Here is a 13,933-nt window from a genome sequence, read left to right as displayed (position 1 = left end):
ACACTGAGCCCATGACAGTTGACGCACTGACCGATGTGGCCGGCCTGAGGGTGGGGCACGCGACGCGTGACGGCGGCGGTTGGCTCACCGGCACCACGGTGGTGCTGGCGCCCGAGGGCGGGGCGGTGGCCGCCGTGGATGTCCGGGGCGGCGGCCCCGGCACCAAGGAGACCGACGCGCTCGATCCGCGCAATCTCGTGCAGAAGGTCGAGGCGATCGTGCTGACCGGCGGCAGCGCGTACGGCCTCGACGCGGCCTCCGGGGTGATGGCCTGGCTGGAGGAGCGGGGGCGCGGGGTGCGGGTCGGCGCGGACCCCGCGCATGTCGTGCCGGTGGTGCCGGCCGCCTGCGTCTTCGACCTGGGCCGGGGCGGCGACTTCCGGGCCCGGCCGGACGCGGCCACCGGTCGAGCGGCGGTGGAGGCGGCAGCGGCGAGCGAGCCCGGGGCACCGGTGGAGCAGGGCTGCGTGGGCGCCGGCACGGGGGCCGTGGTCGGGCTCGTGAAGGGCGGCGTCGGCACGGCGAGCATCGTGCTGGAGTCGGGGTTCACGGTGGCCGCGCTGGTGGTGGCCAACGCGGTGGGGTCGGCGGTGGATCCGGAGACGGGGGCGCTGTACGGGGAGTTGTCCGGGGGCCGGGTGCGCCACCCGGAGGCGGAGGTGCACGCGGCCGCGCGGCGACGGCTCGCGGAGCTGGCCGAGCGGAACGCACCGCCGCCGCTCAACACCACGCTCGCGGTGGTCGCCACCGACGCGGACCTGACCCGGGCCCAGGCGCAGAAACTCGCCGGCACGTCCCACGACGGCATCGCCCGCGCGGTACGCCCGGTCCACCTCCTCAACGACGGCGACACGGTCTTCGCCCTGGCCACGGGCCGTCACCACCTCGACCGAGCGAACCCCCTCGCCCTGAACGAACTCCTGGTGGCGGGCGCGGACATGGTGACGCGGGCGATCGTCCAGGCGGTGCGAGCCGCCGCCCCGGTGTCGGGACCGGGCGGGGAGTGGCCGTCGTACGGGGAGCTGTACGGCGGTGGCTGACCGGCCGTTCGCTGCGCGGGCGAGGTGATTGTCGCGGTTCTGTCACCGTGGTGCTGCTCATCGGTGGTCGATGGAACCCGGGGCGGGGCGGGGCCCCTCTTGGTTCACGTACTGGAGCGGATCACCCACATCGACTGAACCTGGAGCAGCCCGTGACAAGGCCGGACATTGCAGCGCGGCGCGTGGTGGTGGCCTGTGCCGCCCTGCTGGTCGGCACCCTCACCCTCACCGCCTGCGGCGGCAGCGCGAACGCCGACAGCGACAAGGACGGCAAGGGAGGACGGGGAGCGGCGGACACCTCTGTCGCGAAGATAGCGATCTCGGCGAAGGACGGCTCGACGGGAGCGTCCATCAACTCCACCGGTGTGAAGGTCAGCGGCGGCCGGCTGACGGACGTGAGGATGACCGTGGCGGGGACCGGTGAGGCGGTGCCCGGCGAGATCTCCGGCGACGGCGCTGCTTGGAAGCCGAAGGAGCAGCTGGAGCGCGGGACCAAGTACCGGATAGCGGCCACGGCGAAGGACGGCGACGGCCGGACCGCCGCCGCCGACTCGGTGTTCACCACGGTCACCCCGGCGGGCAGCTTCATCGGCACGTACACGCCGGACGTCGGCACCACGGTCGGCGTCGGCATGCCGGTGTCGTTCACCTTCGACAAGGCGATCACCGACAAGAAGGCCGTGCAGTCGCACATCTCCGTCACCTCCAGCAGCGGGCAGAAGGTGGTCGGGCACTGGTTCGGCTCCCAGCGGCTCGACTTCCGGCCCCGGGAGTACTGGAAGGCCGGCGCCAAGGTCACCATGAAGATCGACCTGGACGGTGTGGAGGGCGCGGACGGCGTCCACGGCGTGCAGAAGAAGACGGTGACCTTCACCGTGGGCCGCTCGCAGGTGTCCACGGTGGACGCGAACACGCAGACCATGACGGTCGTACGGGACGGCAGGACGATCAAGTCCGTGCCCATCTCGGCGGGCGACCCTCAGCACACGACGTACAACGGGCAAATGGTGATCTCGGAGAAGTTCGTCCGGACGCGGATGAACAGCCAGACGGTCGGCATGGGCTCGGAGTACGACATCCCGGATGTGCCGCACGCCATGCGGCTGACCAGGAGCGGCACCTTCATCCACGGCAACTACTGGTACAACAAGGGCAATCCACCCTTCGGCCGGCAGGGCACCAGCCACGGCTGCATCGGCCTGCAGGACGCGCAGGGCGCCCAGGGCAGCACCCCCGGCAAGTGGTTCTACGACAACTCCCTCGTCGGGGACGTCGTGATCGTCAAGAACTCGGCCGACACCACGGTCGCGCCGGACAACGGGCTCAACGGCTGGAACATGGAGTGGGGTCAGTGGGTCGCGGGGAGCGCGGTCTGAGTCGAGGAGGGCCGAGGGTTTCTCGGTCAACTCACGCCTGACCAGGTCGGTTTGACGTCGCTTCGGGTCGCTCGGGAACCTTCCGGGCGGCCCGTTCGTCTTTCTCTCCGTACGTTTTCTCGGTTCCCGGACATGATGTCCGACCGAGGGGCTACGGTATGCACCCACAAGGTGACATGCAGCGACGCCGGGAGAAACCTTGAGCGTTCCGTACGAGACGGCAGCGTACGAATCCGCCGACTCGCCCGAGTCCCCGGAGGAGCACCTCACGCGGCTCCTCGGCCGCACCCTGAACTCCTTCGAGCTGCCGGACGAGACGATACGGCGCCTGGACTGCGCGCTGGCGCACGACGCCTCGCTGCACTCCGCGCACCACAGTGCGGGCCTGCACCAGGAGACGTACCGGCACACCTGGCTGCTCTCCGACGGCTCCGCGCTCACGCTCTGGGAGCTGGTCCACAACACCGCTCCGGGCGGCGAGCCCCAGCACGAGGTGTATGTGGACGAGGAGGAGTTGCGCACCGCCACGGCCCGGCTGCCGCTGTCGCCGGACGCCCCGGACTTCGAACTGCCGGTGACGGTTCAGCTGTCCTCGGTGTGCGCGCCCCGGCACGCCTACGTGCCGGACGACTCGGCGGACCACGCGCGCCGTTTACTGCGCCGGGCCGAGAACGCGGACCGGCCGGGCGCGGAGACGGCAGCGCTGCTGGCCACGGCGTTCGCGCACCAGATCACGCAGGCGTTCGGACGGCCGCTGCGCGCGGGGCGCTCGGGGCTGTGCTTCTCGCTCTACGAGCACGCGTTCCTGCTGTGCGACGGCGTGGAGGTCTCCCTGTGGGAGGTCGAGCACACGGCCACGCCGGACGGCCGGCACATGTGCGAGGTGTACGTCACCGAGGACGCGGCCCGGGACGCGATGGAGCGGCGGGCGGCACGGATCGTCTGACCGCCCGGGCCGCCGGCACGGGCTCGGGGCCGGCCTCGCGTCAGCCGCCCTCACCGAAGCGTCGCACCAGGCCCGCGAAGGCGTCGCGCTCCTCCGGGGTGAGGCGTACGGCCTCCGCTCGTGGGCCCGTCCGGCGCTGGCCGGGGATCGCGGCGATCCTCCGGCCCGTATGCCGTACGGGCCGCGGGACGGCGGCCTCGGGCTCCACCGCCCGTACGCGCCGCCCCCGCCCTCGGCCCAGGCCGCGGCGTAGAACGCCGGCCACTCCCGCCGCGCAGGCGATGGCCGCCAGGGCGAGGGCTCCGAGGCCCGTCACCCTCAGGATCGAGTCGTGCTCAGGCATGCGCCCCAGTACACACCACGGTCCGGGATATGAACCCCGGACCGTGATGAGGGTGATGTATCTCGCAGTCGGCGCGAACCCGGCGTGAGTCCCACGCGTTCCGCGGTGCTAGGCGGCCACCGCCTGCTTCGCCGCCGTCGCCGAGGCCGGGGTGGCCTCGCCGGGACCCGTGGCACCGGCTCCCGGGGCCGGCTTGCGCAGGCCCTTGAGGACGATCACCAGGGCCGCCGTGACACAGACGCCCGCGGCGATGGCGACCAGGTAGAGGAGCGGGTTGCCGATCAGCGGGACCACGAAGATGCCGCCGTGCGGGGCGCGCAGCGTGGCGCCGAAGGCCATCGACAGGGCCCCGGTGACCGCGCCGCCGGCCATCGACGCCGGGATCACCCGCAGCGGGTCGGCCGCGGCGAACGGGATCGCGCCCTCGGAGATGAAGGAGGCGCCCAGGACCCAGGCGGCCTTGCCGTTCTCGCGTTCGGTCTGGTTGAAGAGCCTGCCGCGGACCGTGGTGGCCAGGGCCATCGCCAGCGGCGGCACCATGCCGGCCGCCATCACCGCGGCCATGATCTTCATCGCCGAGTCGCTCGGGGAGGCGACCGCGATGCCGGCCGTGGCGAAGGTGTAGGCGACCTTGTTGACCGGTCCGCCCAGGTCGAAGCACATCATCAGGCCGAGCAGCGCGCCGAGCAGGATGGCGTTGGCGCCGGTGAGGCCGTTCAGCCAGTCGGTCATGGCCTTCTGCGCGGACGCGATGGGCTTGCCGATCACCACGAACATCAGGAATCCGACGATCGCCGAGGAGATCAGCGGAATCACCACGACCGGCATGATGCCGCGCAGGGCCGCCGGTATCCGCACCCGCTGGATCGCCAGCACCACGGCACCCGCGATCAGACCGGCGGCCAGGCCGCCGAGGAAGCCGGCGTTGATGGTGAGCGAGATCGCGCCGCCGACGAAGCCGGGCACGAGACCGGGCCGGTCGGCCATGCCGTAGGCGATGTAGCCGGCCAGGACCGGGACGAGGAAGCCGAAGGCGACGCCGCCGATCTGGAAGAGCAGCGCACCCCAGCTGTCGGCCTGGGTCCACACGAAGTGGTCCATCACCGAGGGCGCCTTGTTGATCTCGTAGCCGCCGATGGCGAAGCCGAGGGCGATGAGCAGACCGCCCGCTGCGACGAACGGGACCATGTAGCTGACGCCGGACATCAGCCACTTGCGCAGCCTGGTGCCGTAGCCCTCGCCGGAGCCGCCGGCGCGCTCCACGGGCGTACCGGCGGACGGCCCGGATGCGGTGGCGGCCGTCACCTCGCCTCGCTCCGCCTTCCCCCGGACCTCGGCGATCAGCTCGGCGGGGCGGTTGATGGCCGCCTTGACGCCGGTGTCGACGGTGGGCTTGCCCGCGAAGCGGTCCTTCTCGCGTACGGCCACGTCATGGGCGAAGATCACGCCGTCGGCCGCGGCGATCACGGCCGGGTCGAGCCGGGTGAAGCCTGCCGAGCCCTGCGTCTCGACGGTGATCTCGACGCCCGCCTGGCGGCCGGCGTTCTCCAGCGACTCGGCCGCCATGTAGGTGTGGGCGATACCGGTCGGGCAGGAGGTGACGGCGACGATCCGGAAGGGGCGGTTCTCCTCAGCCGCCTCGGCCACGGTCTCGGCGTCACCGGTGCCCGGGGCGGTGGAACCGGCGGTGCCCGGGGCGGAACCGTGGGTGTCCGTGGCGGAACCGGCGGAGGCCGCCACCGGTGCCGCCACGGAGTCTGTCGCACCGGTGTCCGCCGGCGCCTGCGGCTCCTCGCCGCGGATCAGCGCCGCCGCGTCCGCCGCGTTCACGGCCGACCTCAGCGCGTCGGTGAACTCGGCGTTCATCAGCTGCCGGGCCAGCGACGACAGGATCGTCAGATGGGCGTCGTCGGCGCCGGCCGGTGCGGCGATGAGGAAGATCAGGTCGGCGGGGCCGTCCGCCGCGCCGAAGTCGATCCCGGCGGCGCTGCGCCCGAAGGCCAGCGTCGGCTCGGTGACATGCTCGCTGCGGCAGTGCGGGATGCCGATGCCGCCGTCGAGGCCGGTCGGCATCTGGGCTTCGCGGGCGGCCACGTCGGCGAGGAAACCCTCGAGGTCGGTCACCCGGCCCAGGGCGACCATGCGCTCGGCGAGGGCGCGCGCCGCCGCTTCCTTGGTGTCGGCGGACAGATCGAGATCGACGAGTTCCTCGGTGATCATGTCGCTCATCGCGGGCTCCTTAGCTCGCGTATCGCCCGTGCGGTGGAGTGGGCGGGGGTGGGGACGGGGAGGGGGAGGGGAAGAACGGGGACGGGGACGGCGAGGGGGACGGGGGTCCGGTGACGGCGGCGGCTCATGACACCGGCTCCTTCAGCGGGCGGTCGGCCGGCACCTGATCCGTGACCGTGACCGCCGCCGGGTGCAGGTCGTCCGGCGCCGGCATCACGCTGCCGGGCAGCCGCACGGCGGCGGCGCCGTGGGCGACGGCCGAGGCGAGCGCCTCCGGTCCGCGTCCGCCGGCGATCAGGAACCCGGCGAGGGAGGCGTCACCGGCCCCGACGTTGCTGCGTACGGCGTCGACGCGGGCGCTGCCGTACCAGCAGCCGGCGTCGTCCACGAGGAGCTGGCCGTCGGCGCCGAGGCTCGCCAGCACGGCCCGCGCGCCGAGGCCGCGCAGTTCCTCCGCGGCCTTCAGGGCGTCGCCGACGGTGGCCAGGGGGCGTCCGACCGCGTCCGCGAGTTCCTCGGCGTTGGGCTTGACCACGTCGGGCCCCTCGCGCAGGGCGGCGAGCAGCGCCGCCCCGGAGGTGTCCAGGGCGATGCGTACGCCGGCGGTGTGCGCCCGTGCGACCAGTTCCGCGTACCAGGAGGGGGCGAGTCCGCGGGGCAGGCTGCCGCAGCAGGCGATCCAGTCCGCGCCGGCGGACTCCCGGCGCACGGTCTCCAGGAGCAGCTCCTGCTCCCTCGGGCTCAGCTCCGGTCCCGGCGCGTTGATCTTCGTGAGGACGCCGTCCGCTTCGGCGAGGGCGATGTTGGAGCGGGTGGCCCCGGCGACCGGGACCGGGGCGACCTCGATGCCCTGCCCGTGCAGCAGCTCGGCGACCACCGCGCCCGGGGCGCCGCCCAGCGGGAGCACCGCCACGGTGCGCCGGCCTGCGGCGGCGACGGCGCGCGAGACGTTGACTCCCTTGCCGCCGGGGTCCATGCGCTCGCCGGTGGCCCGGACGACCTCGCCGCGGTCCAGGGAGGGGACCTCGTAGGTGCGGTCCAGGGAGGGGTTGGGGGTGACGGTGAGGATCATGCGCGCACTACTTCCGTGCCGCCGCGCTCGATCGCGGCGGCGTCCTGCGGGCTGAGCCCGCTGTCGGTGATCAGCAGGTCCACGTCGCTCAGGTCGCCGAAGCGGGCGAAGTGCTCCTGGCCGTGCTTGCTGGAGTCGGCGAGCAGCACCACGCGGCGGGCGGCGGCGACGGCCGCGCGTTTCACCGCCGCCTCGGCGAGGTCGGGGGTGGTCAGGCCGTGCTCGACGGAGAAGCCGTTGGCCGCCACGAACAGCACGTCGGCCCGGATCTCGCCGTACGCGCGCAGCGCCCAGGCGTCGACGGCGGCGCGCGTCCGGTGCCGTACACGCCCCCCGACCAGGTGCAGCTGGATGCCGGGGTGGTCGGCGAGGCGGGCGGCGATGGGCAGGCTGTGGGTGACGACGGTGAGGGAGTGCTCCAGCGGGATGGACGCGGCGAGCCGCGCCGCCGTGGTGCCGGCGTCGACGATCACCGTGCCCTCGACCGGCACTTCCGCGAGGGCGGCCTTGGCGATCCGGTCCTTCTCGTCGGCGGCGGTGGTCTCGCGCTCGGCGAGGTCCGGCTCGAAGTCGATGCGGCCGACCGGGATCGCGCCGCCGTGCACCCGGCGGACCAGTCCCGCGCGGTCGAGGGCCTTGAGGTCCCGGCGGATCGTCTCCGCGGTCACCTGGAACTCCTCGGCCAGCGAGATCACGTCCACCCGGCCGCTGTCGCGGGCCAGCCGCAGGATCTCCTGCTGCCGCTCCGGTGCATACATGTCCGCTCGCCTCCGACGATGCCCGAACGTGTGGTTTCGCTCGGAGGCTACGCCCGTATGTCCGGAAAGTAAACACTCTCGGGGGCAACCGGGCATGAATGGACGTCCGATTGTGTCCGCCATCTGCTCGGACACGCCGAGGGCCCGGCACCCCTCCGGGTGCCGGGCCCTTCCCTCACGACGAGGTGGCTCAGGACACGAGTGCCGGCTCCTTCTCCGCCACCGGCGTGTCCTCGCCCGCGCCCTCGACGTGCTGCGCCGGGCGCTTCGGCAGCGCGAACATCAGCAGGAAGATCAGGCCCATCACCGCGGCCACCCAGCCCAGCGCGTGCTGGAAGCCGTCCGCGAAGGCCGGGCCCACCTCGGCCGGGGTGAGCCGCTCGTCGATCACACCGAAGAACACCACCGACACCAGGCCGAGCCCGAGCGCGTTGCCCATCTGCTGCACCGTGTTGATCAGCCCCGACGCCGAGCCGGCGTGCTCCCGCGGCACCTCGGAGAGCACCGCGTCCGTCAGCGGAGCCACGATCAGGCCCATGCCGACGCCCATGACCACGAGCGGGAGCGCCATCTGCCAGGAGGTGATGCCGAGGCCGTAGCGCTCGGACTCCCAGATGTAGAGCAGCACCCCGGCCGCCATTACCAGCGCACCGGCCTGGAGCACCTTGCGTCCGTAGCGCGGCACCAGCAGCTGCACCGACATCCCGGCCGCCGCGGAGACGGCGACGGAGAACGGCACACCGGTCAGCCCGGCCCGCAGCGCGCTCCAGCCCAGGCCGGTCTGCATGTACAGCGTCCAGACCAGGAAGAAGATGCCGAGAGCGATCCCGAACACCGTCTGCACGGCGATGCCCGCCGCGAAGCTCTTCACCCTGAACAGCGACAGCTCGATCAGCGGGGAGCCGTCCCGGGCGCTCTTGCGGCGCTCGTAGGCCACCAGCGCCGCGAGGACCACGACCGCGCCGGCCATCGAGACGTATCCCCACACCGGCCAGCCCAGTTCCTCGCCACGGGTGAGCGGGTAGATCACCATCAGCAGGCCCAGCGTCACCAGCGCGACGCCGACCAGGTCCAGCTTCAGGGCACGCGGCGCCTTGGACTCGGTGATGAACCGGCTGCCGAGGATCAGGCCCGCGATGCCGACGGGCAGGTTGATCAGGAAGATCGGCCGCCACTCGAGCCCGAAGAGGTTCCACTCCGTCAGCAGCGCGCCCAGCAGCGGACCGGACACCGCGCCGAGGCCGACGATCGCGCCGAACAGCCCGAACACCTTGCCGCGTTCGTGAGCCGGGAAGGTCGCGTGCACGATCGACAGCACCTGAGGCACCATCAGCGCCGCCATGGCGCCCTGCAGGATGCGGGAGGCGACCAGCATCTCCGGGTTCACGGCGAAACCGCACAGCGCGGAGGCGAGGGTGAAGCCGCCGATGCCGATGAGGAAGATCCGCTTGCGGCCGTGGATGTCACCGAGCCGCCCGCCGGTGACGAGCCCGGCGGCGAACGCCAGCGCGTAGCCGGCGGTGATCCACTGGATCTGGCTGAAGGTGGCGCCCTCGGAGCGCTGGATCGACGGGATCGCGACATTGACGATCGTGACGTCCACGAGGTCCATGAAGGCCGCGGTCATCACGATCGCCAGCGCGAACCAGCGGCGGCGGTCGCCCGCGACGGGCTGGGTGTCGGTGAGGTTCATGCCTTCACGCTAGGACCCGTATAGGTCAAGTCGTGTCCTAGATCTGCGGCATCCTCGGAACCATGACTACGGACACACCAGCGCGGCTGCTCCAGCTCCTCTCCCTCCTCCAGACGCCCCGCGAATGGCCCGGCGGTGAGCTCGCCGAACGGCTCGGGGTGTCCCGGCGCACGGTCCGGCGGGACATCGACCGGCTGCGTGAGCTCGGCTATCCCGTGCAGGCGACCCTGGGCGCGGACGGCGGCTACCGGCTGGTCGCGGGCAAGGCGATGCCCCCACTCGTACTGGACGACGAGGAGGCGGTGGCGATCGCGGTCGGGCTGCGCGCCGGGGCGGGGCACGCCCTGGAGGGTGTCGACGAGGCGTCCGTGCGGGCGCTGGCGAAGCTGGAGCAGGTGCTGCCGAGCCGGCTGCGCCACCGGGTCAGCACCCTCCAGGCCGCGACCACCCCGCTGACCAGCGGCGACGGTCCGACGATCGCGCCCGAGACGCTGACCGTGATGGCCTCGACGGTCGCCGGCCACGAGCGGCTGCGGTTCGCCTACCGCGCCGCCGACGGCACCGAGTCCCGGCGCGTCACCGAGCCGTACCGGCTGGTGTCGACCGGACGGCGCTGGTACCTCGTCGCCTATGACCTCGATCGCGCCGACTGGCGCACGTTCCGCGTCGACCGGGTGAGCGAGCCGTTCGCGACCGGCGCGCGCTTCACGCCCAGGGAGCTGCCCACGGGCAGCGCGGCGGAGTACCTACGGCGCTCCATGCAGCGCCGGCAGGACTCGTACGACCTCGACGTCACCTTCGCCGCACCGGCGCGGACCGTCGCGGCCAGGCTCCCCGGCTGGCTGGGCACACCGGAGCCCGTGGACGAGCAGAGCTGCCGGCTGCGGGCCACGGTGAGCGACGGCAAGGAGTGGATGGCGGTACGCCTGGCCATGCTGGGCTTCGACTTCACGATCCAGTCCCCGAGAGAACTGGCAGAAGCAGCAGGAGAGTTGGGCGCCCGCTTGAAACGAGCGGCCGCCGCGACGCGCCCCCAGGGGCGCGGGGAACTGCGCGAGCATCCACAACTCACCCGCACCCGCCACGAAACAGAACCCCCGAGCTCTTAGGCGTCGCCCAACTCCCCCCAGGGAAAACCGCGCAGAGCCGCAAGATTCCGCACCGCCGACTCCGCCGGCCCTTCCACCCCCTGCGCAGGCGCATCCCCCGCCGCCCACCCCTCGACGGCCGTCCGCACAGCCGCACTTGCGACGGCCGCAGCGAACCGGAGCCGCGCAGCGACGGCAACGTTGTCGAAGCCTCCGGGGAGTTGATGCCCCGTCATCCGTTCGGCCAGAACCTCCGCCAGGTTCCGCTCCGACGCCTGGCAGACCTCCGCCCACACCTTGCGCAGCGCAGGCTCCGTCTCCGCCAGCCGGATCAACGTGCGCATCCACTCCCAGGACGCCGCCGACACACCCACCCCGGGCGTCAGCGTATGGCGCACGGCGCCTTCGAGCGCCTCCGGCACGGACGCCCCGGCCGGCGCCGCCCGCACCGCCTCCGCCCAGCGCCGCGCCCCCGCCTCGTAGAGCGGGGCGACGGCCTCCTCCTTGGTGGCGAAGTACCGGTAGAAGGTGCGCGGGGCGATGCCCGCCGCCTGGGCGATGTCCTCCGCGCGAGTGGCTCTGAGGCCCCGGCGGACGAAGAGACCGGCGGCGGCACGGGCGATCGCCATACGCGTCTCCGCCTTGCGCCGCTCGGTGAGCGACAGCGGGGTGGGGGTGGTGGTGCTGGTCACGCCCGGCAGGCTATGCCCATGTGGCACAATCTGCCATCTGGCGGGCCACCCCGGGGTTCAGGTTCGGGGTGGCCCGCTCTCCAGCGACGCCCCGGCGGGACGACGGCCCGGTCCGCGCATGAGGAAGCCGGGCCCGGCGCCCGGGGGGAAGGGCGCCGAAGCCCGGCTTGGGAAGTCCCGGCGCCGGGGGGGTTGTGCGTCGGGACGTGGTTCGAGGGGCCGCGGGTGCGCACGACCACCGGTGGAGGCCACGGGGCTCGGATTCGGTCCGAACGGGTTCGAACCGGGCCCGAACTCCTGGGCCCTGAATTCTTGTTCCCAAGGCCCATCGGGTTGAAGCGGCGCGGAACCGCCAATGTTTGCGCGGTCTTTCGCCACCCGGCGCACGCCGTGCGCGCCGGTCCGCCGCACCACGGGCGTTACGCGGCGGCGTCGAAGCCGGTGTCGCGGGCCAGCTTCTTCAGCTCCAGCAGCGCGTGCTTCTCGATCTGGCGGATGCGCTCACGCGTCAGGCCGTGCTCCTTGCCGACCTCGGTCAGCGTGCGCTCCCGGCCGTCCTCGATGCCGTACCGCATCTTGATGATCGACGCCGTGCGCTGGTCGAGGCGGCCGATGAGGTCGTCCAGTTCCTCGCTGCGCAGCAGGGTCAGCACCGACTGCTCCGGCGACACCGCCGAGGTGTCCTCCAGCAGGTCTCCGAACTGGGTCTCGCCCTCGTCGTCCACCGACATGTTCAGCGAGACCGGGTCGCGGGCCCAGTCGAGCACGTCGGTCACGCGCTCCGGCGTGGAGCCGAGCTCGGCGGCGATCTCCGCGGGCTCCGGGTCCCGGCCGTGCTCGCGGTTGAACTCGCGCTGCACGCGCCGGATCCGGCCGAGCTCCTCGACCAGGTGGACGGGGAGACGGATGGTGCGGGACTGGTCGGCTATCGAGCGCGTGATGGCCTGACGGATCCACCAGGTCGCGTACGTCGAGAACTTGAAGCCCTTGCGGTAGTCGAACTTCTCGACCGCGCGGACCAGGCCGGCGTTGCCCTCCTGGATCAGGTCGAGGAGGGGCAGACCGCTGCGGGGGTAGCGGCGGGCCACGGCGACGACAAGGCGCAGGTTGGAGCGGATGAAGATGTCCTTGGCCCGCTCGGCCTCGTCGACCAGGGCCTGGAGCTCCTCCTGGGTGGCTCCGGCCTTGTTCTCCTCGTACCCGTCGAGGATCTGCTGCGCGAACACACCCGCTTCGATGATCTGGGACAGCTCGACCTCCTTGGCGGCGTCGAGCAGCGGCGTGCGCGCGATCTCGTCGAGATACATCCCGACCAGGTCCCGATCGGCGATCTCGCCGCCATGGGCGCGAACACTGCTTGCCGAGTCGGCCGTCCCGCCGGTGGCGGACTGGCGACGGGCGACGGCGCGGGTTGCCATGCGTGCTCCCTTGCGATGGTGAGGTCAGCGGGTGGTCCTGCGGACGCTCGGCACGTGCTTCAGGGTCTTGCTCGGACTCTGCTCGGGTGCCCGGCATCCGTGCGAAACAACGACTGGAATCGGGACAGAATTCCCAACCCGCCCCACAATTTTTCTGATCATGCAGTACCCTGTCCGGCCACACGCTCGGCGCGGTGCCGTCCGAGCCCGCAGAGGTCCAGGTCAGGCGGGGGACGGAGGGCGTGCGTCCGGCCCCTGACCGGCCCGTACAGCCACTGCGTACGGAAGACGCCGATCATCTTCGACCCGGCGGTCTTCACCCGGGCGGAGCACCGCCCTCGGCCGCTCTCCCACCCTGCTAGACGGCCCGTACGGCCTGATGGTTGCCACGGGCGCCGATCCGGCGTCCGTGGCAACGGCGCTCAGCCGAACTGCACGGAGCGTTTCGCCAGCCCCATCCAGAACCCGTCGATCACGGACTTCTGTTCCCCGAGGTCACCGGCCGCGTCGGCGGCGCCCATGGTCACGAACAGCGGGGCGAAGTGCTCGGTGCGCGGGTGGGCGAGCAGGCCCGCCGGGGACTTGCGGGTGAAGTCGAGCAGGGCGTCCACGTCGCCGGACTCCAGGGCCCGCCGCCCCCAGTCGTCGAACTCCGCCGACCAGGCGGGGACGCCGCCCTGCCGCAGTGCGGCCAGGTTGTGGGTGAAGAAGCCCGAGCCGATGATCAGGACGCCCTCGTCGCGCAGCGGGGCGAGCCTGCGCCCGATCTCCAGCAGCCGGACCGGGTCCAGCGTCGGCATGGAGACCTGGAGCACGGGGAGGTCGGCCTCGGGGTACATCTCGACGAGGGGGACGTAGGCGCCGTGGTCGAGGCCCCGGTCGGGCACGTCCTGCACCGGGAGGCCGGGGGCGCGCAGCAGCTTGCGCACGGAGTCCGCGAGGGCCGGCGCGCCGGGGGCGCCGTAGGTCACCTGGTAGTAGTGCTCCGGGAAGCCCCAGAAGTCGTAGACGAGCGGGACCGTGGTGGTGGCGCCGAGGGCGAGGGGGGCCTCCTCCCAGTGGGCGGAGACGACGAGGATCGCCTTCGGGCGGGGCAGCCCGGCCGACCAGGCGGCCAGTTCGCCGGGCCACACGGGGTCGTCGGCCAGGGGCGGGGCGCCGTGGCTGAGGTAGAGGGCGGGCATACGGTCCCGGATCACGGCGGTCATGACGGCGGCTCCCTCCGGGCACTCCCGGACTTACTTCAACTCTAAACTTCCTCCCTCGACCTTACGAGAG

12 protein-coding genes are annotated in these 13,933 nt (G+C 72.4%); 4 read left to right on the top strand and 8 right to left on the bottom strand.

The features are described from left to right. Positions 1-11 precede the first annotated feature (11 nt). The 3 genes from AB0412_RS19875 to AB0412_RS19865 all read left to right on the top strand — a co-directional run bounded on the left by AB0412_RS19875 (position 12) and on the right by AB0412_RS19865 (position 3,362). Entirely contained in the window at positions 12-1,040 is a 1,029-nt protein-coding gene (locus AB0412_RS19875; RefSeq protein ID WP_366403880.1) for a P1 family peptidase, read from the top strand. Between the two features lie 152 nt (positions 1,041-1,192). Next, positions 1,193-2,416, top strand: coding sequence for an Ig-like domain-containing protein (locus AB0412_RS19870; protein WP_366403879.1), 1,224 nt, complete (start codon positions 1,193-1,195; stop codon positions 2,414-2,416). A gap of 199 nt (positions 2,417-2,615) precedes the next feature. Then, positions 2,616-3,362: a DUF6227 family protein gene (locus AB0412_RS19865; RefSeq protein WP_366403878.1), complete on the top strand. Its 747-nt coding sequence runs from the start codon at positions 2,616-2,618 to the stop codon at positions 3,360-3,362. Positions 3,363-3,402: 40 nt separating this feature from the next. Here the strand turns inward: AB0412_RS19865 and AB0412_RS19860 are convergent, their stop codons facing one another. The 5 genes from AB0412_RS19860 to AB0412_RS19840 form a co-directional block, all read right to left on the bottom strand. After that, on the bottom strand, positions 3,403-3,705 hold the full coding sequence (locus AB0412_RS19860; RefSeq protein WP_366403877.1) for a hypothetical protein: 303 nt from the start codon (positions 3,703-3,705) through the stop codon (positions 3,403-3,405). 108 nt (positions 3,706-3,813) lie between these two features. Then, positions 3,814-5,934, bottom strand: coding sequence for a fructose-specific PTS transporter subunit EIIC (locus AB0412_RS19855; RefSeq protein ID WP_366403876.1), 2,121 nt, complete (start codon positions 5,932-5,934; stop codon positions 3,814-3,816). 124 nt (positions 5,935-6,058) lie between these two features. Further along, positions 6,059-7,006: a 1-phosphofructokinase gene (pfkB, locus tag AB0412_RS19850; protein ID WP_366403875.1), complete on the bottom strand. Its 948-nt coding sequence runs from the start codon at positions 7,004-7,006 to the stop codon at positions 6,059-6,061. Further along, positions 7,003-7,764, bottom strand: coding sequence for a DeoR/GlpR family DNA-binding transcription regulator (locus AB0412_RS19845; protein ID WP_366403874.1), 762 nt, complete (start codon positions 7,762-7,764; stop codon positions 7,003-7,005). The genes pfkB and AB0412_RS19845 overlap by 4 nt, the downstream gene beginning before the upstream one ends. Before the next feature lie 190 nt (positions 7,765-7,954). Continuing rightward, positions 7,955-9,457 (bottom strand): MFS transporter, encoded by a 1,503-nt coding sequence (locus tag AB0412_RS19840; protein WP_366403873.1) that lies wholly within the window; start codon positions 9,455-9,457, stop codon positions 7,955-7,957. A gap of 62 nt (positions 9,458-9,519) precedes the next feature. Here AB0412_RS19840 and AB0412_RS19835 point away from each other — a divergent pair, with 62 nt between their 5' ends. Then, on the top strand, positions 9,520-10,566 hold the full coding sequence (locus AB0412_RS19835) for a YafY family protein (RefSeq protein WP_366403872.1): 1,047 nt from the start codon (positions 9,520-9,522) through the stop codon (positions 10,564-10,566). Here the strand turns inward: AB0412_RS19835 and AB0412_RS19830 are convergent. From AB0412_RS19830 to AB0412_RS19820, 3 genes are all read right to left on the bottom strand, one after another. After that, complete coding sequence (locus tag AB0412_RS19830; RefSeq protein WP_366403938.1) at positions 10,563-11,174, bottom strand: TetR family transcriptional regulator; 612 nt, start codon at positions 11,172-11,174, stop codon at positions 10,563-10,565. The two genes, AB0412_RS19835 and AB0412_RS19830, sit on opposite strands and share 4 nt — an antisense overlap. A 482-nt stretch (positions 11,175-11,656) precedes the next feature. Beyond that, complete coding sequence (locus tag AB0412_RS19825; RefSeq protein WP_366403871.1) at positions 11,657-12,655, bottom strand: sigma-70 family RNA polymerase sigma factor; 999 nt, start codon at positions 12,653-12,655, stop codon at positions 11,657-11,659. Between the two features lie 422 nt (positions 12,656-13,077). Next, positions 13,078-13,863: a class III extradiol ring-cleavage dioxygenase gene (locus tag AB0412_RS19820; RefSeq protein ID WP_366403870.1), complete on the bottom strand. Its 786-nt coding sequence runs from the start codon at positions 13,861-13,863 to the stop codon at positions 13,078-13,080. Positions 13,864-13,933 lie beyond the last annotated feature (70 nt).

It is taken from the genome of Streptomyces sp. NPDC052012 (genome assembly GCF_040689265.1).
In the GTDB taxonomy this organism is placed as follows: domain Bacteria; phylum Actinomycetota; class Actinomycetes; order Streptomycetales; family Streptomycetaceae; genus Streptomyces.
The sequence above is the reverse complement of the archived record's forward strand: the minus strand, read 5'-3'. Positions and strand labels throughout refer to the sequence as shown.